Annotated in this window: 26 protein-coding genes; 12 read left to right on the forward strand and 14 right to left on the reverse strand. The window is 67.7% G+C overall.

Going from position 1 to position 25,474, the window contains the following annotated elements:
• Positions 1–82: 82 nt before the first annotated feature.
• Positions 83–1,507, reverse strand: a complete 1,425-nt coding sequence (locus ABE546_RS00005; RefSeq protein ID WP_313211775.1) for an amino acid permease — start codon at positions 1,505–1,507, stop codon at positions 83–85.
• 69 nt (positions 1,508–1,576) lie between these two features.
• The gene (locus ABE546_RS00010; protein ID WP_346462689.1) at positions 1,577–3,055 is read right to left on the reverse strand and encodes an amino acid permease; all 1,479 of its coding nucleotides are present in this window, start codon (positions 3,053–3,055) and stop codon (positions 1,577–1,579) included.
• Positions 3,056–3,240: 185 nt separating this feature from the next.
• On the opposite strand from ABE546_RS00010, the gene ABE546_RS00015 reads away from it, so the two are divergent.
• Positions 3,241–3,825, forward strand: a complete 585-nt coding sequence (locus ABE546_RS00015; RefSeq protein WP_313212847.1) for an NUDIX hydrolase — start codon at positions 3,241–3,243, stop codon at positions 3,823–3,825.
• 126 nt (positions 3,826–3,951) lie between these two features.
• On the opposite strand, the gene serA is transcribed toward ABE546_RS00015, so the two are convergent.
• Positions 3,952–5,193, reverse strand: coding sequence for a phosphoglycerate dehydrogenase (gene serA / locus ABE546_RS00020; protein ID WP_346462194.1), 1,242 nt, complete (start codon positions 5,191–5,193; stop codon positions 3,952–3,954).
• 205 nt (positions 5,194–5,398) lie between these two features.
• Between serA and ABE546_RS00025 the strand changes: the two genes are divergently transcribed.
• The 3 genes from ABE546_RS00025 (at position 5,399) to ABE546_RS00035 (ending at position 8,962) form a co-directional block, all read left to right on the forward strand.
• Positions 5,399–6,787, forward strand: coding sequence for an FAD-binding oxidoreductase (locus tag ABE546_RS00025; protein WP_313218197.1), 1,389 nt, complete (start codon positions 5,399–5,401; stop codon positions 6,785–6,787).
• Positions 6,788–6,848: 61 nt separating this feature from the next.
• Positions 6,849–7,145: a DUF2388 domain-containing protein gene (locus ABE546_RS00030; protein WP_272713931.1), complete on the forward strand. Its 297-nt coding sequence runs from the start codon at positions 6,849–6,851 to the stop codon at positions 7,143–7,145.
• Positions 7,145–8,962 carry a DUF4105 domain-containing protein gene (locus ABE546_RS00035; RefSeq protein ID WP_346462195.1) on the forward strand — a complete coding sequence of 606 codons (1,818 nt, stop codon included), beginning with the start codon at positions 7,145–7,147 and terminating at the stop codon, positions 8,960–8,962. Before ABE546_RS00030 ends, ABE546_RS00035 begins: the two co-directional genes overlap by 1 nt.
• On the opposite strand, the gene ABE546_RS00040 is transcribed toward ABE546_RS00035, so the two are convergent.
• Positions 8,940–10,007, reverse strand: coding sequence for an ATP-binding protein (locus ABE546_RS00040; RefSeq protein WP_313212837.1), 1,068 nt, complete (start codon positions 10,005–10,007; stop codon positions 8,940–8,942). The two genes, ABE546_RS00035 and ABE546_RS00040, sit on opposite strands and share 23 nt — an antisense overlap.
• Entirely contained in the window at positions 10,007–10,756 is a 750-nt protein-coding gene (locus ABE546_RS00045; protein ID WP_313212835.1) for a response regulator, read from the reverse strand. The genes ABE546_RS00040 and ABE546_RS00045 overlap by 1 nt, the downstream gene beginning before the upstream one ends.
• 222 nt (positions 10,757–10,978) lie before the next feature.
• Here ABE546_RS00045 and ABE546_RS00050 point away from each other — a divergent pair, with 222 nt between their 5' ends.
• Together ABE546_RS00050 and ABE546_RS00055 are read left to right on the forward strand one after the other, a co-directional pair.
• Positions 10,979–11,374 (forward strand): nuclear transport factor 2 family protein, encoded by a 396-nt coding sequence (locus tag ABE546_RS00050; protein ID WP_346462196.1) that lies wholly within the window; start codon positions 10,979–10,981, stop codon positions 11,372–11,374.
• Between the two features lie 103 nt (positions 11,375–11,477).
• Positions 11,478–12,221 carry an MliC family protein gene (locus ABE546_RS00055; RefSeq protein ID WP_346462197.1) on the forward strand — a complete coding sequence of 248 codons (744 nt, stop codon included), beginning with the start codon at positions 11,478–11,480 and terminating at the stop codon, positions 12,219–12,221.
• A gap of 60 nt (positions 12,222–12,281) precedes the next feature.
• Here ABE546_RS00055 and ABE546_RS00060 read toward each other — a convergent pair whose 3' ends face one another.
• From ABE546_RS00060 to ABE546_RS00090, 7 genes are all read right to left on the reverse strand, one after another.
• A complete protein-coding gene (locus ABE546_RS00060) occupies positions 12,282–12,743 on the reverse strand; it encodes a hypothetical protein (protein ID WP_346462198.1) in 462 nt (153 codons plus the stop codon).
• Positions 12,733–13,299, reverse strand: a complete 567-nt coding sequence (gene yeiP, locus ABE546_RS00065) for an elongation factor P-like protein YeiP (RefSeq protein WP_121036675.1) — start codon at positions 13,297–13,299, stop codon at positions 12,733–12,735. Before yeiP ends, ABE546_RS00060 begins: the two co-directional genes overlap by 11 nt.
• Positions 13,300–13,367: 68 nt before the next feature.
• Positions 13,368–14,138, reverse strand: a complete 771-nt coding sequence (locus tag ABE546_RS00070; protein ID WP_102788428.1) for an SDR family NAD(P)-dependent oxidoreductase — start codon at positions 14,136–14,138, stop codon at positions 13,368–13,370.
• 52 nt (positions 14,139–14,190) lie between these two features.
• Positions 14,191–16,779, reverse strand: coding sequence for an EAL domain-containing protein (locus ABE546_RS00075; protein WP_346462199.1), 2,589 nt, complete (start codon positions 16,777–16,779; stop codon positions 14,191–14,193).
• Positions 16,776–17,669 carry a hydroxymethylglutaryl-CoA lyase gene (locus ABE546_RS00080; protein WP_313212825.1) on the reverse strand — a complete coding sequence of 298 codons (894 nt, stop codon included), beginning with the start codon at positions 17,667–17,669 and terminating at the stop codon, positions 16,776–16,778. Before ABE546_RS00080 ends, ABE546_RS00075 begins: the two co-directional genes overlap by 4 nt.
• A gap of 168 nt (positions 17,670–17,837) precedes the next feature.
• Positions 17,838–18,224, reverse strand: coding sequence for a VOC family protein (locus tag ABE546_RS00085; protein ID WP_346462200.1), 387 nt, complete (start codon positions 18,222–18,224; stop codon positions 17,838–17,840).
• Between the two features lie 11 nt (positions 18,225–18,235).
• Positions 18,236–19,024 (reverse strand): enoyl-CoA hydratase-related protein, encoded by a 789-nt coding sequence (locus ABE546_RS00090; RefSeq protein WP_313218210.1) that lies wholly within the window; start codon positions 19,022–19,024, stop codon positions 18,236–18,238.
• 114 nt (positions 19,025–19,138) lie between these two features.
• Here ABE546_RS00090 and ABE546_RS00095 point away from each other — a divergent pair, with 114 nt between their 5' ends.
• The 3 genes from ABE546_RS00095 to ABE546_RS00105 are packed head-to-tail and all read left to right on the forward strand — an operon-like array spanning position 19,139 to position 21,506.
• Positions 19,139–19,396: a FeoA family protein gene (locus ABE546_RS00095; protein WP_313212722.1), complete on the forward strand. Its 258-nt coding sequence runs from the start codon at positions 19,139–19,141 to the stop codon at positions 19,394–19,396.
• On the forward strand, positions 19,393–21,252 hold the full coding sequence (locus tag ABE546_RS00100) for a ferrous iron transporter B (protein ID WP_313212721.1): 1,860 nt from the start codon (positions 19,393–19,395) through the stop codon (positions 21,250–21,252). Before ABE546_RS00095 ends, ABE546_RS00100 begins: the two co-directional genes overlap by 4 nt.
• A complete protein-coding gene (locus ABE546_RS00105; protein WP_346462201.1) occupies positions 21,252–21,506 on the forward strand; it encodes a DUF6587 family protein in 255 nt (84 codons plus the stop codon). Before ABE546_RS00100 ends, ABE546_RS00105 begins: the two co-directional genes overlap by 1 nt.
• A gap of 45 nt (positions 21,507–21,551) precedes the next feature.
• Here ABE546_RS00105 and ABE546_RS00110 read toward each other — a convergent pair whose 3' ends face one another.
• Positions 21,552–22,133 (reverse strand): NAD(P)H-dependent oxidoreductase, encoded by a 582-nt coding sequence (locus ABE546_RS00110; RefSeq protein WP_346462202.1) that lies wholly within the window; start codon positions 22,131–22,133, stop codon positions 21,552–21,554.
• A 54-nt stretch (positions 22,134–22,187) separates the two neighbouring features.
• The gene (locus ABE546_RS00115; RefSeq protein ID WP_313212718.1) at positions 22,188–22,589 is read right to left on the reverse strand and encodes a MerR family transcriptional regulator; all 402 of its coding nucleotides are present in this window, start codon (positions 22,587–22,589) and stop codon (positions 22,188–22,190) included.
• 192 nt (positions 22,590–22,781) lie between these two features.
• Here ABE546_RS00115 and dapB point away from each other — a divergent pair, with 192 nt between their 5' ends.
• The 3 genes from dapB (at position 22,782) to ABE546_RS00130 (ending at position 25,445) form a co-directional block, all read left to right on the forward strand.
• Positions 22,782–23,519: a 4-hydroxy-tetrahydrodipicolinate reductase gene (dapB, locus tag ABE546_RS00120; protein ID WP_313218216.1), complete on the forward strand. Its 738-nt coding sequence runs from the start codon at positions 22,782–22,784 to the stop codon at positions 23,517–23,519.
• A gap of 241 nt (positions 23,520–23,760) precedes the next feature.
• Positions 23,761–24,891 (forward strand): glutamine-hydrolyzing carbamoyl-phosphate synthase small subunit, encoded by a 1,131-nt coding sequence (gene carA / locus ABE546_RS00125; protein WP_313212716.1) that lies wholly within the window; start codon positions 23,761–23,763, stop codon positions 24,889–24,891.
• The gene (locus ABE546_RS00130) at positions 24,891–25,445 is read left to right on the forward strand and encodes a hypothetical protein (RefSeq protein WP_346462690.1); all 555 of its coding nucleotides are present in this window, start codon (positions 24,891–24,893) and stop codon (positions 25,443–25,445) included. The genes carA and ABE546_RS00130 overlap by 1 nt, the downstream gene beginning before the upstream one ends.
• Positions 25,446–25,474 lie beyond the last annotated feature (29 nt).

Consider the following 25,474-nt stretch of genomic DNA (forward strand, 5'->3'; position numbering starts at 1 on the left):
GGGGGGGGCGGGGGCTGGCCGGGCGGGGGGCCGGCACCTGTGTGCTGCCGGGGGGTAAGGGGGCGCCCCCCCGGGCCCGCCACTACTTGCGCAGGCGGCTATGGCGATACCCATAACTGAAGTAGATCGCGAAACCGCCCAGCGTCCAGAAGCCCATGAGCATCCAGTTGTGCGCCGTCATCGCCGTCAGCAGCGCGATGCAGCTGAGCACGCCCAGGCTGCAGATCAGCCACGCCATCGGCATCCGGAACGGACGCGGCAGGTCCGGCTGGGTGCGGCGCAGGATCAGTACGCCCGCGCAGACCGCCGCGAACGCGATCAGCGTGCCCATCGAGGTCAGTTCACCGAGGACATCGAGCGGGAACACCGCCGCCAGCAGCGCGATGCCGATGCCGGTGATCACGGTGTTGATGTGGGGGGTGCGGTACTTGGGATGGATCTTGGTGAACAGCGGCGGCAGCAGCCCATCGCGGCCCATGATCATGAAGATGCGCGGCTGCGCGATCACCATCACCAGCACCACCGAGGACAGCCCGATCAGCGCGCCGATTTCCACGACCACGCGCAGCCAGCCCAGCTGCGGATGCGCCGCCACGGCGGTCACCACCGGCTCATCGGTCCCCAGCAGCTGGTACGGCACCAGTCCGGTCATCACTGCGGCCATGGCGATGTACAGCACGGTGCAGATCACCAGCGAGAGCATCATGCCGATCGGCATGTCGCGCTGCGGCTTGTGCGATTCCTGCGCGGCCACCGAGACCGCCTCGAAACCGATGTAGGCGAAGAACACCATCGCCGCACCGCGCAGCACGCCATCGAAGCCGTACTTGCCCGGGCCTTCGTTCTCCGGAATGAACGGGGTCCAGTTGGCCGGATCCACGTACTTCCAACCCACCACGATCACCAGCAGGATCAGCGCGGTCTTGAGCACCACCATCGCCATGTTCATGGCCGAGGATTTGCTGATGCCCACGTAGCACAGCCAGGTCAGCAGCAGTACCAGCACGGCGGCCGGGATGTTGGCGATGGCGCCGGTCGGGCGCAGCTGGCCATCCAGTGGCGCGCTGACCAGCGCGGCCGGGAGATGGATGTCGAAATGGCTGAGCAGACTCAGGAAATAGCCGGTCCAGCTGACCGCCACGGCGGAGGCGGAGACGCCATATTCGAGCACCAGCATCCAGCCGATGAACCAGGCCGAGAGCTCGCCGAAGGTGGCATAGGTATAGGTGTAGGCACTGCCGGAGACCGGCACCATCGCCGCGAATTCGGCGTAGGCCATCGCGCAGAACGCGCAGCAGATCGCGGCCAGCACGAACGACAGCATGATCGCCGGGCCGGCGTGGTTGGCCGCGGCCTGGCCGGTGATCACGAAGATGCCGCCGCCGATCACCGCACCGATGCCCAGCGCGGTCAGGCCCCAGGGGCCGAGGGTACGGCGCAGGCTCAGGCCGTTGGCGTCTTCATGGGCGGCGTGCGGATGCTTGGTGGCCCACAGTTGCTTGAACATGGTTTGGTTTTTCTTCTCAGGCGCGACGTATCAAACGACCGGGCCGGCACTGGGCCGGCCCGGCAGCACTCAGGCGTTCTTCTTGTTCAGCTTGCTGTGGCGGATGCCGTAGCCGAAGTAGATCAGGGTTCCCAGCAAGGTCCAGCCAACAAACAGGTGCCAATGCTCACGGAATGCCATGCCGAACAGCGTCAGGCATGCCAGCGCTCCCAGCGGGCAGATCAACCAGACAGCCGGCACGCGGAAGGGCCGCTCCAGTTCCGGGCGGGTATAGCGCAGTACCAGCACGCCCACGCAGACGGTGGCGAACGCGAGCAGCGTACCCATCGACACGAGTTCACCGAGGACATTGAGGGGCATCAGGCCGGCCAGCGCCGCTGCGATGACACCGACAATGATGGTGGCCACATACGGGGTCTTGAACCGGGCATGCACCTTGCCGAACAGCCTGGGCAGCAGCCCGTCGCGCGAAATCGTGTAGGCGATGCGGGTCTGGCCCATCATCATCACCAGCACCACGGAGGACAGGCCCGCGATGGCGCCCACTTCGACGAAGGTCTTCAGCCACGACAGCTGGGGATGGGCTTCCAGAGCGGTCACCACCGGCTTGGCGGTACCGAGCTGGGTGTAGGGCACCAAGCCAGTGAGTACAAGGCAGACGATCACGTAGATGATGGTGCAGATGGCCAGCGAACCGAGCAGGCCGATCGGCATGTTGCGCTGTGGATCCTTGGTTTCACCCGCGGCGGTGGACACCGCATCGAACCCGATGAACGCGAAGAAGACGATGGAACCCGCCCGAAGGACGCCGCTCCAGCCGAATTCACCGAACGTGCCCGTGTTTTCCGGAACGAACGGGGTCCAGTTGGCGGGATCGATGTACGCCACGCCGACGCCGATGAACAGGCAGATCACCGCGACCTTGATCGCGACGATGATTGCGTTGATGAACGTGGACTGGGTGATGCCGACGTAGAGCAGGCCGGTGACGGCCGCCACGATCAGAACGGCGGGGAGGTTGAACAGCTTGCCCGAGGAGACGAATTGCCCTGCCTCCCAAGCCACAGGAGCCGACGCTAACGCGTCCGGGAAGGGCAGGTGCAGGGTCGTTGTGATGAAGCTGATCAAGTATGCCGACCAGGCCACCGCGACAGATGCCGAAGCGAACAGATACTCCAGTACCAGGCACCAGCCGATGAACCAGGCCATGCCTTCGCCCAACGTGGCGTAGGAGTAGGAGTAGGCGCTCCCGGAGACCGGCATCATTGCCGCGAACTCCGCATAGCACAGACCGGCAAGGGCACAAGCGAGTCCGGCCGCAATGAAGGACAGGGTGACAGCAGGGCCGGCATGGAAGGCGGCCGCTTGGCCGGTCATGACGAAGATACCCGCACCGATCACCGCGCCAATACCCAGCAGGATCAGGTGTTTCGCTGTGAGGGTCCGCCTCAGTGTGGGCTCGCCGTCCAGGCTGCCTTCGATGGGCTCGCCGGCATCGACGTGCGGTGCCGGTGCGACCGGTTTGACCCTCAACAGAGACTTCAGCATGCAGTGCTTCCCTAAATGAACAAAGGTGAGGCGCGCGGTACATTGCCGCACGCCCTGATGGCGACTGGGCGCCCCAGCGGTGCGGGGCCCGCTGTACCTTAGCCAAAGCTGAAGCCGCTGTACAAGCACAATTGCAGCATGGCCGAGCGATAATCGGCCAAATCCGCACGATGCCTGCACCTGCCATGTCGCTGAACCCCGAATCCGTTGCCATTCCTGACGCCGCCCTGCGCAGTCAGCTTGATGCTTACGCTCGCCGGCACCCCGAGCACGCGGCATTGGCTGACGAATTCAGCACATTGCTGGATGATCCTGAAAACCCGTTCCTGCGCGAGCGCCTGGCCGGGCACTTCACCGGCAGCGCGTGGCTGGTGAGCGCCGACGGGCAGCGCGTGCTACTGACCCACCACCGCAAACTGGATCGCTGGCTGCAGTTGGGCGGCCACGCCGATGGCGAGCGCGATCTGGCCCAGGTGGCGCTGAAGGAGGCCGAGGAGGAATCCGGGCTGACCGCGCTGGTGCTGGAGGATGGCGAGTTGTTCGACATCGACAAGCACTGGATTCCCGAACGCAAGGACGTCCCGGGACATTGGCACTACGACGCCCGCTACGTCGTGCGGGCGCTGGGCAGTGAGCAGTTCGCGATCAGCGAGGAATCGCTGGCGTTGGCCTGGCGCGAGATCCGTGACGTGGCCAACGCGGCGATCGAGACCCCCGATGGGGATGACTCCCTCCCGCGCATGGCCAAGCGCTGGCTGGCGCGGCGATAGCGCATTCGCGCTTCCGCCCCGCGCCGTTGGCGCGCCCCCCTTGACTCAAGGGGGGCTCCACACCAGATGTATGGCGCCGTGGAGCCGCACCATCAACTGATGACGCACGTTGTCAGCGAAGCTGAATCAGTACAGCACGCGGGTGCGCAACGTGCCGGGGATGGCCGCCAGTTCGTCGCGCACCGCGCCGGCCTGGGCTTCGCTGGCGGTGATGTCGATCACCACGTAGCCGACCTTGGGGTCGGTACGCAGGAACTGGCCGTCGATGTTGACGTTGTGGCGCGAGAAGATCTCGTTGACCTTGGAGAGCACGCCCGGCACGTTCTGGTGGATGTGCAGCAGGCGCAGGCTCTCGGCGTGCTCGGGCAGGGTCACTTCCGGGAAGTTGACCGCCGACAGGGTGCTGCCGTTGTCGCTGTAGCGCACCAGTTTGGCCGCCACTTCCACGCCGATGTTGTCCTGCGCTTCCAGCGTGCTGCCGCCCACGTGGGGGGTCAGGATCACGTTGTCGTGGGCGGTGAGCGGGGAGACGAACGCATCGCCGTTGCCCTTGGGCTCGACCGGGAACACGTCCAGCGCCGCACCGCCCAGGTGGCCCGAGCGCAGCGCTGCATCCAGCGCGTCGATGTCGACCACGGTGCCGCGCGCGGCGTTGATCAGGTGCGCGCCGGGGCGCATCCGGGCCAGTTCATCGGCGCCGATCATCCATTGGGTGGCGGGTGTCTCGGGCACATGCACGGTGACGATGTCCGCACGTGCAAGCAGGTCGTCCAGGCTGATCGCCGCACGGGCATTGCCCAGCGACAGCTTGGTTTCCACGTCGTGGAAGATCACCTGCATGCCCATCGCCTCGGCCATCACGCCGACCTGGGTGCCGATGTGGCCATACCCGATGATGCCCAGCGTCTTGCCGCGCACCTCATGGCTGCCGGCGGCCGACTTGGACCAGCCGCCGCGATGGCATTCGGCGTTCTTCTGCGGGATGCCGCGGGTCAGCATGATCGCCTCGGCGATCACCAGCTCGGCCACGCTGCGGGTATTGGAGTAGGGCGCGTTGAACACCGGGATGCCGGCCAGTTCCGCTGCCTCCAGGTCCACCTGGTTGGTGCCGATGCAGAAGCAGCCGACCGCCATCAGGCGCTTGGCGTTGGCCAGCACGTCCGCGCTGAGCTGCGTGCGCGAGCGGATGCCCACGATATGCGCCTCTGAGATGCGCGCCTTCAGTTCATCTTCCGGCAGCGCCTTGCTGTGCAGTTCGATCTGCGAATAGCCGGCCGCGGTGAACACGTCGATCGCGGTCTGGCTGACCCCCTCGAGCAACAGTACGCGGATATCCTGCTTCGGGAACGAGGTCTTTTTCGGCGACATGGGCGGCGTGCGACGTGTGGCGGCGGGAGCCCTCAACTATGCCAGAAGCCGGCCGCGATGGTGCGGTGCGCCAATCGACGTTCAAACGGTTTCAGATGCACCTATTTGGGCGAGGCCGACGCGCCGCGAGAACAGCGCCCGCTACTGGACGCGGCCCGGAGGGGCTGGCAGGCTTGCGGGCTCCCCCGGCACCACCAGACGCCCCATGACCGATCCGCGCCTCGATTCGCTATTGCTCGCTTGCCCCGGGCTGCGCCTGAAGACCGATCCAGCCGATCTGGAGCACTACGGCCGCGATTGGACCCGGCGCTGGACCCCGGCACCGTTGGCGATCGCCTTGCCGGGCACGGTGGAGGAGGTGCAGGCGATCCTGCGCTGGGCGAGCGCCCAGGGCGTGGCCGTGGTGCCCTCCGGTGGCCGCACCGGCCTCTCCGGTGGCGCGGTGGCAGCGCACGGCGAGCTGGTGCTCAGCCTGGAGCGGATGAACAAGCCGCTGGCCTTCGATGCGGTCGACCGCACGCTGACCGTCCAGGCGGGCATGGCGCTGGAGGCGGTGCACAACGCGGCGCTCGAGCATGGCCTGATCTACCCGGTGGATTTCGCCGCGCGTGGTTCGTGCTCGATCGGCGGCAACATCGCCACCAATGCCGGTGGCATCCGCGTGATCCGCTACGGCAATACCCGCGAGTGGATCGCCGGCCTGAAGGTGGTGACGATGGCCGGTGAGCTGGTCGAGCTCAACAAGGGCCTGATCAAGAATTCCAGCGGCTATGACTTCCGCCAGCTGCTGATCGGCTCGGAAGGCACGCTCGGCGTGATCGTCGAAGCCACCTTGAAGCTCACCGATCCGCCGCCGGCCAGCAACGTGATGCTGCTGGCGCTGCCCTCGTTCGAGGTGTTGATGCAGGTATTCGCCGCCTTCCGCGAGCGGCTGCAGCTGCAGGCCTTCGAATTCTTCACCGACCGGGCGCTCGAGCACGTGCTGGCGCATGGCGCGCAGGCACCGTTCGACGAGGTCCATCCGTATTACGTGGTGACCGAATTCGCGGCCGGCGACGAGGCGCAGGAAGCCGCCGCGATGGCTGCCTTCGAAGACTGCATGGAGCACGGCTGGGTCAGCGATGGCGTGGTCAGCCAGAGCGATGCCCAGGCCGCGCAGCTGTGGCGCCTGCGCGAGGGCATCACCGAAGCGGTGGCGCGCTACAAGCCCTACAAGAACGATGTCTCGGTGCGGATTTCGGCGATGCCAGCCTTCCTCGCCGAAACCCAGGCGCTGATCGGGCAGGCGTACCCGCAGTTCGAAGTGGTCTGGTTCGGCCATATCGGCGACGGCAACCTGCATATCAACGTGCTCAAGCCGGACGAGACCGCCGACGCCGAGTTCCTGACCCAGTGCGAGCACGTCACCAAGCTGCTGGCCGGTGTGCTGGCCCGCTTTGACGGCAGCATCTCGGCTGAACACGGAATCGGGCTGGTCAAGAAGGGCTACCTGGACAGCACGCGCAGCGCGCCGGAAATCGCCCTGATGAAGGCGGTCAAACGTGCGTTTGATCCCCAAGCGCTGCTGAATCCCGGCAAGGTCTTTGACCTCTGAGACAAGACAGGATTTCACGCAGCCTATACGCTCTGTGTTTTCCACCGCGAACGACACTCCGATGATGCGTCCGATCCTGCTTGTTGCCGTGCTCGCCCTGCCGTTGTCGGCGATGGCCTCCAGTTTTGCCGGCAGCTCTGCCGGCTCCGCGTCCGGTGCGTCCTCGGCCGGTTCGTCCAGCTCGGGCGATGACAAGATCGTGCTTGATGCGCGCGATGATGCTGCCGCCTTCGTGGCCAGCGACGGTGCGATCCGTGGCGCCCGTCTGGAAGCGGCGCTGCTGCACCTGCGCGAGCAGGGTGTCGCGCAGCAGCAGGCCAGTGACATGGCGCTGGCCAGGACCCTGCTGGCCCGCTGATGCAGCCCTCTGGTCAGGTCCGCCGCTGGCGCTGGGCGGTCCTGATCGCGTGGCTTGCCGCGCCCTTCGCACAGGCGGCCCTGCAGCTGGAGCTGCAGCCGCAGGGATTGAACGCAGCGCAGATCGTGGCCGCCGAGCGTGTCCTGAAGCAGGTGCACACGCGCCTGCCGGCGGCGTGGCAGGCACGTTTCCAGCACCCGGTGCAGGTGCGCTGGTCGGACACGCTGCCCGCGCACGTGCATGGCCGGGCCCGCAACGGCACGATCACCCTGCAGCGCGCGTTGCTGGGCGCCGTGCAGGACGATCAACCGCTGCCACGCCCGCTCGAAGCCGCGCTGATCCATGAATTGACCCATGTGCTGGACCGTTCGCCGCAGGGTGGCTGGTCGCGCGATGCACGTCTTCGCGATCTGGCCGGCTGGCAGAGACGCCCGTGGAAGCTGGGTCGCACGGCGAACGCCTTCCGCGAGCGCAGTCCGGACGATTACGAACGCACGCGACCGGCCGAGTTCCTGGCGGTCAACGCCGAGCACCTCCTGCTCGATCCGGATTACGCCTGCCGCCGGCCGGCCGTCGCTGCGTGGTTTGCCGCGAACCTCGGGCCGAGCGACCAGGCCGTGGGATGCGACAGCCGCCTGCCGTTGATGCAGGCCGAAGAGGAGGTCGGCGCGGCGACGCTGCTCGAGCTGGATCCGGCCCGGATCTACGCGGTGGACTACCTGCTTGCCGAAGGCAATGACCAGCTGATGAGCCGCTGGGGCCACAGCATGCTGCGCCTGGTGATCTGCGCGCCGGGCCGGCCGCGTGGGCCGGCCTGCCGGATGGATCTGTCCCATCACCGCGTGCTGTCCTACCGTGCCTTCGTCGGCGATGTACAGATCTCCAGTTGGCGGGGGTTGACCGGCGCCTATCCTTCGCGCCTGTTCGTGCTGCCACTCAACCAGGTCATCAACGAATACACCCAGGTGGAACTGCGGGGGCTCTCCTCAGTGCCGTTGGCACTGGATCCGCCGGACATCGCCAGCCTGCTGGAGCGTGTCGCGCAGGTGCACTGGAGCTATGACGGGCGCTATCTGTTCGTCAGCAACAACTGCGCGGTGGAGACCGGCAAGCTGCTGCAGGAAGGCGTGCCACGGCTGGCGTCGCCGGGGTTGAACCGGCTCACGCCGCGCGGGCTGCTGACCCGCCTGGCGCGCCAGGGCGTGGCGGACGCCAGCGTGCTGGCCGATCGCGGGCAGGCGATGCGACAGGGCTACTACTTTGCCTCCGCCGAGGATCATTACCAGCAGTTGTTCGATGCGGCGCGCCAGCAGCTGCCGCTGGGCACGACATCGGTCGGCGAGTGGTTGCGGCAGCCGGCCAGCGAGCGTGCACGCTGGGTAGAGCAGGGTGATCTGCGCGCCACCGCCGCCCTGCTGTTGCTGGAACAGGCCGCCCTGCGTCGCGAAGAGCTGCGCGCACGCGACGTGTTGAAACGGCTGCTGGGCGATCCGGCCAGGGACGATGCGGCGGCGCGCGACGCGCTGCGCGCGTTGCTGGAGGACACCGGCCAGCTGATCAGCCCGGCGGCACTGGTGACGGGGGCCGGCTACGGGCTGCCTTCGGCGGACGAGCGGGTGCAGGCCAGCGAGGCGGCGGCGCGGCTCAGCGCACAGGGGGTGCCGGCCTGGCAGGCGTTGCAGCTGCAGCTCAAACACCGCCTGCCGCAGGCACAGCAACGCGAACTGGCCACGATCGACCACAATCTGGCCCGGCTGGGTGTGCGGATGCGCGAACTGGCCCGGCAGGACGGTGTTACTGCCGGGGCAGCTCGATGACGAAGCGCGCTCCGCCCAAGGTGCTGGCGCCGCAGGCGACGTGGCCGCCATGCGCATCGGCGATTGCCTTGACCACCGCCAGCCCCAGCCCGCTGCCACCCCGCTGACGCGAGCGCGAGCCGTCGCCGCGTAGGAAGGGATCGAAGATCTGCTCGCGCAGCGCCGCATCGATGCCGGGGCCTTCATCGTCGATGGCGATCTGCACATGGGTGGCGGTGTCGTGCACGGCAATGCGGACCCGGCCGGGCGTTGCATAGCGGCGCGCATTTTCCAACAGCGCCATCAGTGCCTGGCGTACCCGGGTCGGGTCGCAATGCGCGGGATGCTCCTCGCGGGAGGTCTCCAGTTCCAGCACGAAGCCGCTGCTGCGGAAACCCGGATCCACCAGGCTCATCACCGAGTGCACTTCCTGCACTACGTCATTGCGGGCACGGCGGACATCCAGGCGCGCGCTGTCGGCCAGGCTGAGCACGCGCAGGTCCTCGATCAGCCGCGACAGCCCCTCGACCTGCGCCAGCAGGCTGCGGAACTGGCCTTCGTCCGGCGCAAACACGCCTTCGGCCAGGCCCTGCAGCCGACCGCGCAGGATGGTGACCGGCGTGCGCAGTTCATGCGCGATCGCCGCGTGCCACATCACCCGGTCGGCCTCGATGTTCTGCAGCCGCCGCGCCATCGCGTTGAAGTCGTCCACCAGCAGCGCGACTTCGCCGAGCGAGCGGTCACTCACTGCCGCACGTGCGCCGAGATCGCCATCGGCCAGCCGGCCAATGCTGTCCACCACCGCGTTGAGCGGGGTCAGGATACGCTGGGACAGACGCACGGACGCGGCGACCGCCAGCGTCAACCCGATCAGGGTCACGCCGACCATCCAGACCAGTTCCGGGCCACTGGGCACCCAGCTGACCGGCTCGTCCACGCCGCCGGGATAGAAGGCCACCAGCACCGCGTACAGCAGGTAGGAGCTGAGGATCACCATCACGATGACCGCCAGCACCATCATCGACATCGACAGCACGATGTGCCGGCTCAGGCCCGAGCGGCGCATCAGTGGTCCGCCGCCAGCCGGTAGCCGACGCCGCGGACGCTGGCCGGGACATTGGCCAGGCCCACATCATCGAGTTTGCGGCGCAGCTTGCTGACGTGGCTGTCCACGGTGCGCTCCAGTGCTTCGCTTTCCGGCAGGCACTCGTGCATCAGTTCGCTGCGGCTGAAGATGCGCATCGGTGCCAGCGCCATGCAGTGCAGCAGCTTGTATTCGGTCAGGGTGAGCAGGAGCTCGTGACTGTAGCCATCGCCTTCGACATGCACCGTGTGGTGTTCCGGATCGATCACCAGGCTGCCCACGCGCAGGATCTCCGGCGCGCTCTGGCGCGGCGCATTCAAGGTCCGCCGCAGTACCGCACGCACCCGTGCGGCCACTTCCGCCGGGTTGAACGGTTTGACCACGTAGTCGTCCGCGCCCATCCGCAGGGCGGTGAGCTTGTCCAGGTCCTGGTCCAGCGCGGTCAGCATGATCACCGGCGTATCGCCGCGCTGGCGCAGGGTGTTGAGCACGGTCCAGCCGTCCATGCCCGGCATCTGCACGTCAAGCAGGACCAGGTCCGGCCGTGCGCTGCGGTGCAGGGCCAGGGCGTTCAGGCCATCCTGCGCGCGCAGCGTGCGCAGGCCCTCGCGGGCCAGGTAGGCCGCGACGATATCGGCGATCTCGGGTTCGTCCTCGACGATCAGGACCAGGGCGTTGAGCGAATGATCCCAGCGCGCGGTGGGGGCGCCGGGTGAATCGGAGGCGGGCATGCAGGGCAGGGCCGTAAGGTGCTTGAGCTCCATCGTATCTCCACACTTCCTCCATCGAAACCCCACCGAGGCCGCGCAGACTGCCGCCATCGTGATTTCGGCCGGTATCCCGGCAGCTGTGCTGCAGATGAAGAGCAAGAACAGGCATGCCGCCCCGCTGGCGGTGATCCAGGCGCTGCGCGCGCACAGCGAAGTGCCGCAGCGACGATGGCAGGTGCGCACATGAGCGCGGTACTGCAACCGGCACACGTCGAGGCGGCCGAGGCACGGCTGTGGGATGCGCTGATCCAGTGGCAGCCGCAGCAGCTGAGCGCACTGCTGTCACCGGCACTGTTCCTGACCGACCTCGACGGCCAGCGTCAGGATGCCTCCCCGTTGCTGGCGGGCTGGAACGCGCGGCGCATCCGCATCGCCGCGATCGAGCGGCAGCAGACCGAGCAGCTGGCCTGCGGCGCGATGGTGCTGGTCACCGGCGTGCTGCGCATCCACCTCGATGGCGAGCACGGCAGGCAGCTGCATGCGATGCGCCTGCTGCGGGTCTGGGCGCGCTGCACGGGCGCGCCGGGCGTCCATCTGCTCTCGCTGTGCATGCTGCCGGCGGCGCCGCGTCCGCACTGAACCGCGTGTTCAGCGATGCCTGCGAGGTCAGCATCGCTTCACCTGTTCCCACGGCGCGGCAGGTACGATCAAGTGTTGTCGACGTTATCGCAAGGAGTACCTCATGCGCGCATCTCCCTGGTTGTTGAGCCTGGCCATTACCGGCGCACTCGCCGCCTGCCAACCGGCCAGCCAGAGCAGCCCCGCCGCCAATGGCAGCGAAGCGCCGCCCCCGAGCGATGCCTCCACCACCGATGAGCGCAGCTATGCGTTCCGCTGTGGCGAGCATGAAGTGCATGCCACTTACCGCGGACAGGATTCGGCGACGGTGGTGGTCGATGACCGCACCTTCGCGATGTCCTCGCAGCCGGCGGCGTCGGGCGCGAAGTATGGCGATGGGCAGGGCAACGAATTCTGGACCAAGGGCACCGCCGACGGGATCCTGATCCTGAAGGGCGAGCCGGACCGTACCTGCACCGGCACCGGCGAACAGGGCGGCGAAGCACCGCCGGCCAATGCGACCACCAATGCGGCTGCGCAGGCCGATGCCGCAGGCGGATTCCGCGCGACCGGCAATGAGCCCGGCTGGCTGGCCCAGGTCGGGGCGGGTGCCACGCCGGCGCTGCACATCGAGATGGACTACGGCGAGCGCACGCTCGAGATTGCCAGCCCCACGCAGGGCCGTGACGGTTGGTCCGGTACCGCCGCCGATGGCACCCCGGTCAAGCTGACCTTCCAGCGTACGGTGTGCCAGGACGACATGAGCGGCCAGGCCTTCGGTGCCACGGCCATGCTCACGGTCGGCGCGCGCCAGTACCACGGCTGTGGTGATTTTGCCGGCGCGCCATCGTTGGCGGCCAAGCCCTGATCCAGCAAGCTCGGATCCCGTTGAAGGCACCGGATGCGCGCATGCGCGTCCGGTGAATCATCACATGCCGCGCGGGCAGGGGTTGGGCAGCGCCCGGCTGTCGGCATCCAGGATCAGCTCATTGCGGGTGCCCAGCAGCATCAGCTCGGTGTGCACCAGGCAGTTGTCGGCATGACGGTGCAGGAGCTGATTGAAGAGCCTGGCACGGTCGTCGCAGCTCTCGTGGATCGCGTACGCCAACTCGCGCGCACGGTCTTCGTCGTACGCTTCTTCGCCAGCGAAGTGCTGGCAGGCGCTTTCCCGCGCCAGGAAGGCCTGCACATCGCCGGGCATCGCGCAGTACATGCGGATGTCCTCGGCCACGAACACCTCCGCTGGCACGTCGCAACGCGCCCCGCTGGCGGTATCAGCCAACGTGGCAGGTGCGCGCGGGGTACCCGATGTCTCACGCTCCACTGCCCGCGGCGAGCACGCCGCGAGCAGCAGGAACAGGACGATCAGTGCGGACCGTTTAGTCGGCACGGCCGGCGAATTCACCGGTGGTGGTGTTGACCAGCACACGTTCGCCGTTGGCGATGTACTCCGGCACCATGATTTCGATGCCGGTGCTGAGCTTGGCCGGTTTCGGGCGCTTGGTGGCGGTGCCGCCCTTGAGCTCCGGCGGCGTCTCGACCACTTCCAGCACCACGCTGGTCGGCAACTGCACGCCCACCGGGGTTTCGTCGATCACCTGCACGTAGATGCCGGTCAGGCCATCGGTGATGTAGCCGGCGTCATCGCCGAGCACATCCGCATCGACCATGTACGGGGTGTAGTCCTCGTCATCCAGGAAGACGAAGGCGTCGCCATCCATGTACGAGTAGGTCGCCTGGCGGCGCAGCAGCTCGACTTCCGGCAGGTTGTCGTCGGCATCGAAGCTGGAATCGAGCTTGTTGCCGCCCGGCACGCTGTACATGATGAAACGGAAGCGGACATTGCCGCCGCGGCCCTGCGGGGAGCTGCGTTCGATGTCGCGGATCTGGTAGACGCCGTTGTTGAATTCGACGACGTTGCCTTTCTTGATGTCGCTGGCTTTCATGGGAATGAAGGTCGGTTCGTGGAGGTGGCGGGTGCCGGAACCGGGCACCCAGCGGGTTGCGTGCTCGCTTACTTCGGCGCCAGACGCACGGCGCCGTCAAGGCGGATGGTCTCGCCGTTGAGATAGGTGTTGCCCAGGATATAGGCGACCAGGCCGGCGAAATCTTCCGGCTTGCCCAGGCGCGGCGGGAACGGGATGGAGGCGGCCAGCGATTCCTGCACGGCCGGCGGCATGCCATCGACCATCGGGGTCCAGAAGATGCCCGGGGCGATGGTCATCACGCGGATGCCGAACCGCGACAGTTCGCGGGCCATCGGCAGCGTCATGCTGACCACGCCGCCCTTGGAGGCGGCATAGGCGGCCTGGCCGATCTGGCCTTCATAGGCCGCCACGCTGGCGGTGTTGATGATCACGCCGCGCTCGCCATCCTCGCCCGGGGTGTTGTGCTGCATGCGGTTGGCGGCGGCCTTGGCGACGTTGAAGCTGCCGACCAGGTTGACCATCACCGTGCCCTGGAAGTTGGCCAGCGGCATCGGCGCTTCCTTGCCAAGCACGCGGCCCGCGCCCAGGATGCCGGCGCAGTTGATCGCGGTGTTCAGCCCGCCCAGGAAGTCGCAGGCGGCATCGATCTGCGCGGCCACGGCGGCTTCGTCGCTGACATTGGTGCTGTAGTAGCGCGCGTTGGACTCGCCAAGCGCGGCCACGGCGGCCGCGCCCTTGTCGTCATTGAGATCGAACAGGGCCACCTTGGCGCCGTGGGCGACCAGGTGCTGGGCCACGGACAGGCCAAGGCCGGAAACACCGCCGGTGATGACGGCGCGGACAGAAGACAGCTGCATTGCACGATCCCGCTGGTTCAAGAACCGCCGATTCTAGCGGAAGCGGCCGCCATCACCGTTGTGCACTGCCCACGGCGACCTTGGCACGCAGCGCCAGCCGCCGGGCGAACTCGTCCGCCGCCAGCCCCGGCGCGAACAGGAAGCCCTGGCCGACCGAGACCCCCAGCGTGGTCAGGAACTGGCGCTGGGCCTCCGATTCGATGCCCTCGGCGACCAGCCCGAGGCCCAGGCTGCGCGCGATGCCGCAGACGGCCTCGCAGACCGCTACGTCCGAACGGTTGGTCGGCACGCCCTCCACGAACAGCTGGCTCAGCTTGAGGCCATGGATCGGCAGCCGGCGCAGATAGTTCAGCGCGCTGTAGCCTTCGCCGAAGTCGTCGATGGTCAACAGCACGCCCATCTCGCGCAGCTGCGCGAAGGTACGCAGGGTATCCGGGGCATCTTCGATCAAGACCCGCTCGGTGAACTCCAGCTCCAGTGCGCTGCCGGGCAGGTGGAATTCGTCCAGTACGGCGCGCACGTTCCGGGCCAGATCCTCGCCAACGAACTGCCGGTAGGACACATTGACCGCCACCCGCACGATGCCCAGCCCGTCGTCCTGCCACTGGCGCACCTGTCGGCAGGCCTCGCGCAGCACCCACAGGCCGATCCGGACGATGTCGCCGGTACTCTCGGCATGGCCGATGAAGATGTCCGGGCGCAGTTCGCCCAGCTGCGTGTTGCGCCAACGAATCAGCGCCTCGGCGGCGATCAGCTGGCCGCTGTGCAGGTTGACCTGCGGCTGGTAGACCAGGTGGAACTCGTCGTCGTCCAGCGCCCGGTGCAGCCGGCTCTCGATCTGCAGCCGATCATGCTGGCGCTGCGCCAGCGCGGGCGAGAACACCTGCCAGCCATTGCGGGTGCGCCGTTTGCAGTCGTACATGGCGATGTCCGCGTTCTGGATCAACTGCTGCGGGCGCAGCCCATCCTGCGGCGCACGCGCGATGCCGATGCTGGTGGTCACCGGGAATTCGTCGGCACCGAAGCGGAACGGGGTGCTGAACGCACGGGTGATCGCATCGGCCAGCCGTTCGGGCTGATCGGCCTGGTCGCGGGTATCGCAGACCACCAGGAACTCATCGCCGCCGAACCGGGCCAGCAGCCCCTCGGTACCGATCGCGGTGGCGATGCGGCGGGTGGCATCGATCAGCAGCTCATCGCCGGCGTTGTGGCCGAGCAGGTCGTTGACGATCTTGAAGCGGTCCAGATCGATGTACAGCACGGCCACCCGGCAATGGGTGGGGTTGGCCATGCGTGTGGCCAGGTCATTGAGCACCGCATCGCGGTTCATGATGCCGGTGAGCGGATCGGTGCGCGCCTGGATGCGCAGCGTCTCTTCGGCCTGCTTGCGCGCGGTGATGTCCTGCACGGTGCCAGCGATGCGGGCGGCATCGACATCACCGGCCTCGGCTTCGCCGATCATGCGCACCCAGAACGAGTGGCCGTCGCTGCGCTGGCCCTGCAGCTCCAGTTCGAAGGACACCTGCCGGTCGATCACCTCCAGCAGCGCCTGCTGCAGCAGCGCGCGATCATCCAGGCGCAGGCACTCCAGCAGCTCGGCCATGTCGTGCATCGGCAGGTTCTGGCCAAGGATGCGGGTCGCTTCGTCGGTGAGGTACAGGCGCTGCAGGCCGCGGTCCCACTCCCAGCCGCCGATGTGCGCCAGCGACTGCGCGCGGTCGAACAGGGTGTTGTTGCGCTTGAGCTCGGTGATGTCGCTGAACAGCCCGAACACGTGGTCCGGCGCATCGCGCCCGTTGCCGTACACCGGCACGTTGGTGGTGGAGATCCAGATCATCCGGCCGCGCGGGCGGTGGTAGAGGCCGACGATGGTGCTGCGCACGATGCGCCCGGTCTGCAGCGAGACACTGGCGGGCCATTGGTCGCGGGTGAGCGGGTGGCCGTGCTCGTCCACGCTGATCCAGTCCTCCGGCGCCAGCATCGCCTGCAGGCTGCCGCCATTGCCGGCGGTGCCCAGAATGCGGTGCGCGGCCGGGTTGGCCGAGACCACCCGCAACTGGCGGTCAAACAGGATCACGCCCTTGTCGATGGATTCCATCAGCAGCCGGTAACGCGATTCGGCCTGCCAGCGGCTGCTGAGGTCGCGCGCCACCGCCACGATGCAGTGCTCGCCCTGGTGCTCGAAGCCGGCCGAATGCACCTCCACCGGGAAGCGGCTGCCATCGCCGCGCATGTTGGTGACTTCGATGACGTAGGTCTCGCCCCGATGCAGGGCTTCCCAGACCGGGTCCAGGTGGTCGCCGGGCAGGTCCGGGTTCAACAGTTCGATCGGCTGGCCGACGATCTCCTCGCGGGGGCGCCCATAGGCACGCACGCCCGCCTTGTTGAGGTCCAGTACCACGCCGCGTTCGCTGAGGATACTGACCGGGTCGGGGACGGCATCGAACAAGGCGGCATAGCGACGCACGGCCAGCTGCCGCTCGTCCATCGCTTCCTGCAGGGCCTGCTGGACCTCCTTCAGCAGGCCGCGCAGGTCGCCCGGCGAGTGGGCCAGGGCGCGTTCCAGGGCAGCCAGCGCGTGGACGTGGGGGGTGAGGTGATCACCCACCGCAGCGTCCTTGCGCGGGCCGCCACTTTTCATGTCGCCGCCAGCGCCCTGCCGGTCTTGCTGCCGGTCTCGCGCCCCAGCCGTGCGGCCAGCCAGCGCCCGGTGGCGGCCAGCGCCGGCAGATCGATGCCGGTGCGCATGCCGATGCCATGCAGCATGTAGACCACGTCTTCGCTGGCGACGTTGCCGCTGGCGCCCTTGGCATACGGGCAGCCACCCGCGCCGGACACCGCCGAATCGACCACGCGCACGCCTTCTTCCAGGCAGGCATCGATGTTGGCCAGCGCCTGGCCATAGGTGTCATGGAAGTGCACGGCCAGCGCGGCCATCGGCAGTTCGCTGGCGACCGCGTTGAGCATCGCGCGTGCCTTGCGCGGCGTGCCGACGCCGATGGTGTCGCCGAGCGAGATTTCGTAACAGCCCATGTCATGCAGCGCGCGCGCGACACGGACCACCTCGCTCACCGCGACCTCGCCCTGGTAGGGGCAGCCGAGCACGGTGGACACATAGCCACGCACCTTGACCCCGTCGGCTTTGGCCCGCGCCAGGATGGGCGCGAAGCGCGCCAGCGACTCGTCGATGCCGGCATTGGTGTTGGTGCGGTTGAAGGTTTCCGAGGCAGCAGTGAACACCGCCACCTCCTGCACGCCCACCGCGCGTGCGCGGTCGTAACCCTGTTCGTTGGGCACCAGCACCGGGTAGTCGATGCCCGGGCGGCGCTCGATGCCGGTGTAGACCTCGGCGGCGTCGGCCAGTTGCGGCACCCAGCGCGGGCTGACGAAGCTGGTCGCCTCGATGGTGCGCAGGCCGGTCAGCGAGAGCTGGCGGATCAGTTCGATCTTGTCGGCGGTGGCCACCGGCTGGGCTTCGTTCTGCAGCCCGTCACGCGGGCCGACCTCGACGATGCGGACGAAGTCATCCATGTGCCAGCCCTCCGCGAACGGAGCGACGGACGACCAGCAGGGGGCGGGGCGGGGTAGAGATCACGGAGATTCCTGTCAGACGAAAGGCGGCCCACGTTCCCCGGCGGGCCACGAAAGGGGGATACGCGGGATGGGCGACAAAGCGGCCATCCCGCCGGCGATGGGCGGTCAGCCCGGGAGGTGGCAGACCGCTTCGATGTTGTTGCCATCCGGGTCAAGCACGAACGCCCCGTAATAGTGGGGGTGGTAATGCTCGCGGATGCCCGGGGCACCGTTGTCCGTGCCGCCGGCTGACAGTGCGGCGCGGTGGAAAGCGTCCACATCGGCCCGGCTGCCCGCGCTGAAGGCGACGTGCACGCCGCCATGGGCGCCCGGGGCGTTGCCGATCCAGAAGTCCGGCTTGCCGCTGCGGCCAAAGCCGGCATGGTCATGATCGCCGGTCTGCGCGGCCGAGACCTGCATCACCACCGAGATGCCCAGCGGGGCCAGGGCCTGCTGGAAGAACGACAGGCTGCGCGCGAAATCGCCGCAGCGGATGCCAACGTGGTCGAGCATGGTACGTCTCCTCAGTCCTGGGTGACCCAGTGCGGGGCACGCTTGTCCAGGAAGGCGCCGAGGCCTTCCTGACCTTCGGCCGAGACCCGCAGGCGGGCGATCAGGGCCGCGTTGTCGCGGTCGGTGGCGTCGCGGTCGCGGCCCAGTGCGACCCGTCGGACCAGCGCCTTGGCAGACGAAGCGGCCACCGGACCGGCCTTGTCGAGCAGGCCGAGCTGGCGCTGGACGGCCTCGTCGATCCGTTCAGGCTCGATCAGCTGGTGGACCAGGCCGATGCGCAGGGCGGTCTCGGCGTCGAAATGCTCGCCGGTGGCGAACCACCGCCGAGACTGGCGTGGGCCGATCGCGTCGATGACATAGGGCGAGATCACGGCGGGCAGCAGGCCCAGGCGGCTCTCGGTCAGGCCGAAGCGGGCGCTGGTGCTGGCGATGGCGATATCGCAGCAGGCCACCAGGCCGACCCCGCCACCGAAGGCGGCGCCCTGGACACGGGCGATGGTCGGCTTGGGCAGCTCATCCAGGGTCCGCATCAGGCGGGCCAGGGCGAGGGAGTCCTGGCGGTTGTCCTCCTCGCTGGCGGCGGCCATGCCACGCATCCACTGCATGTCCGCGCCCGCCGAGAACGAGGCGCCTTCGCCGGCCAGCACCACCGCCCGGACGTGGTCGTCGCGGCCGGCGGCCTCCAGGGCGGCCGTCAGCTGGGCGATCAACGAGGCGTCGAAAGCGTTGTGCAGGGCCGGGCGGTTCAGCCACAGGGTCAGCACCGAGGCGCTGCGTTCAATCCGTAGTGCATCACTCATGGGTCGGCTTGCTCCAGTACATGTACAGATCATAGCGGGCCATCGGTCACGGGCAATGGCGCGGCGCGTCGATGGTAGAATTGATAACCATTCCTATCATCGAGAAGGCGCTCCGTGACGTTGTCCGATCTGGCGCTGTACAGCTCCGCCGTGGTGGAGTCCGTGCAGGAAACACACGCAAACGATGCGATCGCCCGCCGACTGAAGGAGCTTGGCTTCGTCAAAGGGGAAGAGGTGCGTCTGGTCGCCCGTGGTCCAGTCGGCGCCGAGCCGCTGCTGGTGCAGGTAGGGTTCACGCGCTTCGCGCTGCGCCGCAGTGAAGCCGCCCGCATCGTGGTGACCGCGCTGCAGGCCCAGCAGGCCCGCGCATGAGTACCGCCAGCAACGCCCTGCGCATCGCCCTGGTCGGGAACCCGAACAGCGGCAAGACCGCGCTGTTCAACCAGCTCACCGGCAGCCGCCAGAAAGTGGCCAACTACACCGGCGTCACCGTTGAGCGCAAGGAAGGCCGCCTGCGTGCACCGTCCGGGCGCGAGTTCGCCGTGCTCGATCTGCCGGGCGCCTACAGCCTGCAGCCGGCCAGCCTGGACGAAGCCATCACCCGTGATCTGTGCCGGGGCTTCTACCCGGGCGAGGCCGCGCCGGACGTGCTGCTGTGCGTGATCGATGCGACCAACCTGCGCCTGCACCTGCGCTTCGCGCTGGAGCTGCGTGAGCTGGGCAAGCCGATGATCGTGGCGCTGAACATGGTCGACGCGGCGCAGCGCCGCGGCATCAAGATCGACGTGCAGGCGCTGGAACAGGCCCTGGGCGTGCCCGTGGTGGAGACCGTGGCCGTGCGCCGCAACGGCGCGGCCCAGCTGGTCGAGCGCCTGGATGCGATGGTGCCGCACCTGCAGGCCCCGGTGGTGGTGCCTGCCGCCGAGGCCGATTACCACGCCCAGGTGCGCGACATCCTGGCCGCTTCGGTGAGCATGCCGACACGTACGGCGAAGATCGACGACGCGCTGGATCGCTGGCTGCTGCATCCGGTGTTCGGTCTGCTGACCCTGGCCGTGGTGATGTTCCTGATCTTCCAGGCGGTGTATGCCTGGGCGACGCCGGTCATGGACCTGATCGAGGCCGGTACGGCGGCACTGGGCGGCTGGATCGGTGGCGCGCTGCCGGAAGGCCCGCTCAACAGCCTGCTTACCGACGGCATCATTGCCGGCGTGGGGGGCGTGATCGTGTTCCTGCCGCAGATCCTGATCCTGTTCGCCTTCATCCTGGCGTTGGAAGAATCCGGTTACCTGCCGCGCGCGGCTTTCCTGCTGGATCGCATGATGGCCGCGGCCGGTCTGTCCGGGCGCTCGTTCATCCCGTTGCTGTCCAGCTTCGCCTGCGCGGTGCCGGGCATCATGTCCACCCGCAGCATCCAGGACCCGCGCGACCGGCTCGCCACGATCCTGGTGGCCCCGCTGATGACCTGTTCGGCGCGCCTGCCGGTGTATGCGCTGCTGATCGGCGCGTTCATCCCGCAGAAGCAGATCTGGGGCGTCTTCAACCAGCAGGGCCTGGTCCTGTTCGGCCTGTACGCGGCCGGCATCCTCAGCGCGCTGCTGATGTCCTGGACGATGAAGAAGTGGCGCCGCGACAAGAGCGAGCATCCGTTGATGCTGGAACTGCCGTCCTACCGCATCCCGCACCCGCGCGATCTGGCGGTCGGGCTGTACGAGCGCGGCATGATCTTCCTCAAGCGTGTGGGCGGCATCATTCTGGCGCTGACCATCCTGCTGTGGGTACTGCTGTCGTTCCCGGGGGCGCCGGAGAACGCGACCATGCCGGCGATCGACTACAGCTTCGCCGGTCAGATCGGCCATGCCATGGCGGTGTTTTTCGCGCCGCTGGGCTTCAACTGGCAGATCTGCATCGCATTGATCCCGGGCCTGGCCGCGCGTGAAGTGGCGGTGGCCTCGCTGGCCACGGTGTACGCGCTGTCCGCCGCCGATGACGATGCCGCCAGCCAGGCGCTGACCCCGCTGATCAGCGACGGCTGGTCGCTGGCCACCGCGCTGTCGCTGCTGGTCTGGTACATCTACGCCCCGATGTGCATCTCCACGCTGGCCACGATCAAGCGTGAGACCAACTCGTGGAAGCAGATGGGCTTTGCCACGTTCTACCTGTTCGCGGCCGCCTACATCGCCTCGCTGATCACCTATCAGGTGACCGTGGCACTGGGCGGCGGCTGATGGAGACCGGCCTGCTGCTGCAGTACATCGTGATCGCGCTGGCCGTGCTGGTCAGCGCGTGGGTGGTGATGAAGAAGCAGTTCCCGGGTACCGTGCGCAAGGCACGCGGGGCGATCGCGCTGGGGCTGGTGAAACCGCACCGCGCCGCCTGGTTGCAGGCGCTGGGCCGCAGGATCGCGCCACCTGCCACGGGTGGCGGTGGTGCGTGTGGCGGCTGCGACAGTTGTGGGCCGACGCCGCCGAAGCAGCACTGAGGGGCGGGATCCACGCCTTGCGTGGATTCCCCTGCAGGAACACAGTCAGCGGCCCTGGTTGCCCAGTCGCTCCACCTGCCGCAACCAGGCCTCACGCTGCGCCAGCGTGGTGCTGCGCACCGGGCCAAATCCGCTGATCCTGACCGGCTTGATCCCGCAGAATTCCAGGATCGTGCGGCGGATCTGCTGATATCCCGGCATGCGGTACACCCAGCGGTAGTACCAGGGCGGGGTGTCCAGGGTAGTGATCACCCGCGCGCTGCGCCCACTGAGCAACCGGTCCCACCACACCGAATCCTGGCGATAGCGGAACGCGACGCCAGGCAGGAAGGCACGGTCAAAGAAGCCCTTCAACAGTGCCGGCATGCCGCCCCACCAGGTCGGGTAGACCAGCACCAGGTGGTTGCACTGGGCAATGGCGGCCATGATCTCCTGCAGGTCCGGCTCCAGCGGCTGGATCTGCCGGTAGCCATGGCGCAGGACAGGATCGAAATCGGCCTCGCCCAGGGCGAACAGGTGGACGCAGTGCCCGGCCGCCTGCGCGGCGTCCCGGTAGCGCTCGGCGATTGTGCCGCACAGGCTGTCACGGTCGGGGTGGCCAAGCAGGATGACGATGGAGCGGGACATGGGCGAACTCGCAGGAGGGGAGCGCAAGCCTGCGGTCTGCCCCATGGGGCAGAGTCAAGCGGCCCGGCAGTCGCCAGCAGCCATGCAGCTTTCCAGTGCGCCGGTATCCCCGTGGACGACGAGTTCGGCCACCTCATCGCGTAGAACGGTGAGTGCCTGGTCAAGCTGGTGGAGGCGCTCCATGTCTGCGCGTACCGCCAGTTGGCGCGTGACCAGCAGTGTCTGTACGCGTGGCCAATCGATGCCGCCATCGGCACGACGCAGGCAGGCCACGTCGGCAAGGCGGAACCCCAGCGTCAGCGCCTGGCGGATCAGCTGGACCAGGTGGAGATCCTGTTCGCTGTAGTCGCGGTAGCGATTGACCCGCGGGATCGGCGCCAGCAGGCCCCGTGCTTCATACAGGCGGATGGCCTTCTGGCTCGCGCCGCTGCGTCGGGCGATGTCGGAGATGCGCATGGATCAATCCCGCATCAGCCCGCCATGCACCGTCAGGTGATGACCGAGGTCGGGTGCGCTGCGGGTGACGGGAAGGCGCTGTTTCAAACGCTGCATGGAGAGGCTGCCAGAGACGGACCGGTCGGCCAGCGTAGCAAGCCGTGGGTGGTTTTCCTCTTGTACATCGTCGCTGCCACCCGCTAGCCTGCATGCATGACTACCACTCCCCTACGTTTGCTCATCCACGGTGCCTCCGGCCGCATGGGCCAGGCGCTGCTCCGCCTTGCCGCTGACAATCCCGCCCTGCAGGTGGTGGCCGCGGTGAACCGCCGCTCGCCGGCCCAGCGCGTGGTCGAGGGCGTGCCGCATTTCGCCAGCAGCGAGCTGGCTGGTGCCCCCCAGTTCGACGTCGCCATCGATTTCAGCCTGCCCGAGGGCTTCGATCCGGTGCTGGCGCTGTGCGTGGAGCGCGGTGCGGGCTTCGTGTCCGGCACCACCGGCATCAGTGAGGCGCAGCGCCAGGCACTGATCCAGGCGGCCGGCCGGATTCCACTGGTCTGGGCCTCCAACTTCAGCCTGGGCGTGGCGGTGCTGGACGAGCTGGTCGAGCGGGCTGCCGCTGCACTGGCTGGCTGGGACTGCGACATCGTCGAATCCCATCACACCCAGAAGAAGGACGCGCCCTCCGGCACGGCCCTGACCCTGGGCGCGGCGGCGGAGAAGGGCGGGGCGCACCCCCACTACGCCAGCCTGCGCGCCGGCGACATCGTGGGTGAGCATCTGGTCCAGTTCACCGGGCTGGGCGAGCGCATCGAGCTGACCCACCGTGCCACCAATCGGGACATTTTTGCCCGTGGGGCCCTGTTTGCGGCCCGCCAGCTGCCGGGCCGCGCGCCGGGCAGCTACCGGGTCCGGGATCTGCTGGATGGGGCCACGCCGCCCGCCGTCTGAATTGGGGGCCTCCGGGCAGGATGGGCGCGCGCCTGAACCGGCGCTGCGCCCTCCGTCGGCCTGAACAGGGCAATTGCACGCGGATACTGGCGTCGCACCCGGCTTGCCTTTACAATTCCCGCTCGCCGAATCACGACAGCCGGACCGGTCCAGAACCGCAGTCCGCGCTTTTTTGCAGCCGCTTTTTCGTGAAGCGCAGGCGTGACTTCGGCGACCCCTCGGTAGCCAAAGTGAGATTTCCGTGACCCAAGCCGCAATCCTCGTCCTCGAAGACGGCACCGTATTCGAGGGCGAATCCGTAGGCGCGCCCGGCCTGTCCGTTGGTGAGGTGGTGTTCAACACCGCCATGACCGGCTATCAGGAAGTGTTGACCGATCCTTCCTACGCCCGGCAGATGGTCACGCTGACCTACCCGCATATCGGCAACACCGGCATGACCGACCAGGACGATGAAGCGGCCAAGGTGTGGTCGGCCGGCCTGATCGTGCGCGATGTGCCGCGCCGCCCGAGCAACTGGCGCAGCCAGGTGTCGCTGCAGGATTGGCTGATCCAGCGCGGCGTGGTTGCCATCTCCGGTATCGATACCCGCAAGCTGACGCGCATCCTGCGCGAGCGCGGCGCCCAGAACGGTGCGCTGATGGCCGGCGAAGGCCTGAGCGTGGACACCGCGCTGGAAGCGGCACGCAAGTTCCCCGGCCTCAAGGGCATGGATCTGGCCAAAGTCGTCAGCACCGACAAGCGCTACACCTGGACCGAGGGCCAGCTGGATCTGGACAGCAATGCCTTCGTCAACGCCGCACCGCGTTTCAAGGTGGTGGCCTATGACTTCGGCGCCAAGCTGAACATCCTGCGCATGCTGGCCGAGCGCGGCTGCGAGCTGACGGTGGTGCCGGCGCAGACCCCGGCCGCCGAAGTGCTGGCGATGCATCCGGATGGCGTGTTCCTGTCCAACGGTCCGGGCGATCCGGAACCGTGCGATTACGCGATCGCCGCGATCAAGACCTTCCTCGAGAAGAAAGTGCCGGTCTTCGGCATCTGCCTGGGCCACCAGCTGCTGGCGCTGGCCTCCGGCGCGAAGACGGTCAAGATGGGCCATGGCCACCACGGCGCCAACCACCCGGTCCAGGATCTGGATGGCGGCCGCGTGATGATCACCTCGCAGAACCATGGCTTCGCGGTCGATGAGGCGTCGCTGCCGGCCAACCTGCGCGTGACCCACCGTTCGCTGTTCGATGGCACCAACCAGGGTATCGCCCGCACCGACGTGCCGGCGTTCTCGTTCCAGGGCCATCCGGAAGCCTCGCCGGGCCCGCACGACGTCGGCCCGCTGTTCGATCGCTTCGTGACCCTGATGGCCGAGGCCAAGGCGTGATGCGCAGCCCCGCGCTGCTGCTGTCGCTGTTGTGCCTCACCGGTGTGGCCCAGGCCGCGCCGGCCACGGATGCCGAGGTGCGGGCGGTGGTCCAGTCGCTGGGCCTGGGCACGCTGGGCACGGACATGGCCAAACTGATGGTCGAGAACGTGCCGGCGCTCAATGCGCTGCCCGAGACCGATCGCCAGTGCGCGTATGCGCCGATCAAGGGCCTGCTCGACGCGCAGTTCCGTCGCTCGGTGATCAGCGGCCTCGGCAACGACGGCGACCAGGTGATCGCGGAGTGGTCGCGCTTCCTGGGGACCCCGGGCGGCAAGAGCCTCGCCTCGGCCTTCGCCGGTGCCAATCCATCGACGATTGCCGCCAAGGCCAACGCCGACCTGAGTGAAAAGGAACGCGCCGACGTGGCGGCGTTTCTGACCAGCCCGGCCTACACCCGCTTCATCGCCACGCTCGACATCGAATCGGAGCTGCCCGACGACATCGGCGTGCAGCTGGCGAAAGGACTGCAGGACCAGTGCCGGATCGCGCTGAACCCCGACGATATTTCCTGATCGACAGCGTGCGATCACCCCCATCTGCC

This window comes from Stenotrophomonas sp. TWI377, from assembly GCF_039674525.1.
Taxonomy (GTDB): Bacteria; Pseudomonadota; Gammaproteobacteria; order Xanthomonadales; family Xanthomonadaceae; genus Stenotrophomonas.

What these genes read in the sequence shown, in the direction of transcription:
- dapB (WP_313218216.1), top strand. Translation starts at nt 22,782, where the DNA reads ATGACTACCACTCCCCTACGTTTGCTCATCCACGGTGCCTCCGGCCGC.
- serA (WP_346462194.1), bottom strand. Translation starts at nt 5,193, where the DNA reads ATGTCGCCGAAAAAGACCTCGTTCCCGAAGCAGGATATCCGCGTACTG.
- ABE546_RS00015 (WP_313212847.1), top strand. Translation starts at nt 3,241, where the DNA reads ATGTCGCTGAACCCCGAATCCGTTGCCATTCCTGACGCCGCCCTGCGC.
- ABE546_RS00130 (WP_346462690.1), top strand. Translation starts at nt 24,891, where the DNA reads ATGCGCAGCCCCGCGCTGCTGCTGTCGCTGTTGTGCCTCACCGGTGTG.
- ABE546_RS00070 (WP_102788428.1), bottom strand. Translation starts at nt 14,138, where the DNA reads ATGCAGCTGTCTTCTGTCCGCGCCGTCATCACCGGCGGTGTTTCCGGC.
- ABE546_RS00005 (WP_313211775.1), bottom strand. Translation starts at nt 1,507, where the DNA reads ATGTTCAAGCAACTGTGGGCCACCAAGCATCCGCACGCCGCCCATGAA.
- ABE546_RS00050 (WP_346462196.1), top strand. Translation starts at nt 10,979, where the DNA reads ATGAGCGCGGTACTGCAACCGGCACACGTCGAGGCGGCCGAGGCACGG.
- ABE546_RS00025 (WP_313218197.1), top strand. Translation starts at nt 5,399, where the DNA reads ATGACCGATCCGCGCCTCGATTCGCTATTGCTCGCTTGCCCCGGGCTG.
- ABE546_RS00110 (WP_346462202.1), bottom strand. Translation starts at nt 22,133, where the DNA reads ATGTCCCGCTCCATCGTCATCCTGCTTGGCCACCCCGACCGTGACAGC.
- ABE546_RS00030 (WP_272713931.1), top strand. Translation starts at nt 6,849, where the DNA reads ATGATGCGTCCGATCCTGCTTGTTGCCGTGCTCGCCCTGCCGTTGTCG.
- ABE546_RS00075 (WP_346462199.1), bottom strand. Translation starts at nt 16,779, where the DNA reads ATGAAAAGTGGCGGCCCGCGCAAGGACGCTGCGGTGGGTGATCACCTC.
- ABE546_RS00040 (WP_313212837.1), bottom strand. Translation starts at nt 10,007, where the DNA reads ATGCGCCGCTCGGGCCTGAGCCGGCACATCGTGCTGTCGATGTCGATG.
- ABE546_RS00085 (WP_346462200.1), bottom strand. Translation starts at nt 18,224, where the DNA reads ATGCTCGACCACGTTGGCATCCGCTGCGGCGATTTCGCGCGCAGCCTG.
- ABE546_RS00080 (WP_313212825.1), bottom strand. Translation starts at nt 17,669, where the DNA reads ATGGATGACTTCGTCCGCATCGTCGAGGTCGGCCCGCGTGACGGGCTG.
- yeiP (WP_121036675.1), bottom strand. Translation starts at nt 13,299, where the DNA reads ATGAAAGCCAGCGACATCAAGAAAGGCAACGTCGTCGAATTCAACAAC.
- ABE546_RS00100 (WP_313212721.1), top strand. Translation starts at nt 19,393, where the DNA reads ATGAGTACCGCCAGCAACGCCCTGCGCATCGCCCTGGTCGGGAACCCG.
- ABE546_RS00045 (WP_313212835.1), bottom strand. Translation starts at nt 10,756, where the DNA reads ATGCCCGCCTCCGATTCACCCGGCGCCCCCACCGCGCGCTGGGATCAT.
- ABE546_RS00055 (WP_346462197.1), top strand. Translation starts at nt 11,478, where the DNA reads ATGCGCGCATCTCCCTGGTTGTTGAGCCTGGCCATTACCGGCGCACTC.
- ABE546_RS00010 (WP_346462689.1), bottom strand. Translation starts at nt 3,055, where the DNA reads ATGCTGAAGTCTCTGTTGAGGGTCAAACCGGTCGCACCGGCACCGCAC.
- ABE546_RS00105 (WP_346462201.1), top strand. Translation starts at nt 21,252, where the DNA reads ATGGAGACCGGCCTGCTGCTGCAGTACATCGTGATCGCGCTGGCCGTG.
- ABE546_RS00035 (WP_346462195.1), top strand. Translation starts at nt 7,145, where the DNA reads ATGCAGCCCTCTGGTCAGGTCCGCCGCTGGCGCTGGGCGGTCCTGATC.
- ABE546_RS00115 (WP_313212718.1), bottom strand. Translation starts at nt 22,589, where the DNA reads ATGCGCATCTCCGACATCGCCCGACGCAGCGGCGCGAGCCAGAAGGCC.
- ABE546_RS00090 (WP_313218210.1), bottom strand. Translation starts at nt 19,024, where the DNA reads ATGAGTGATGCACTACGGATTGAACGCAGCGCCTCGGTGCTGACCCTG.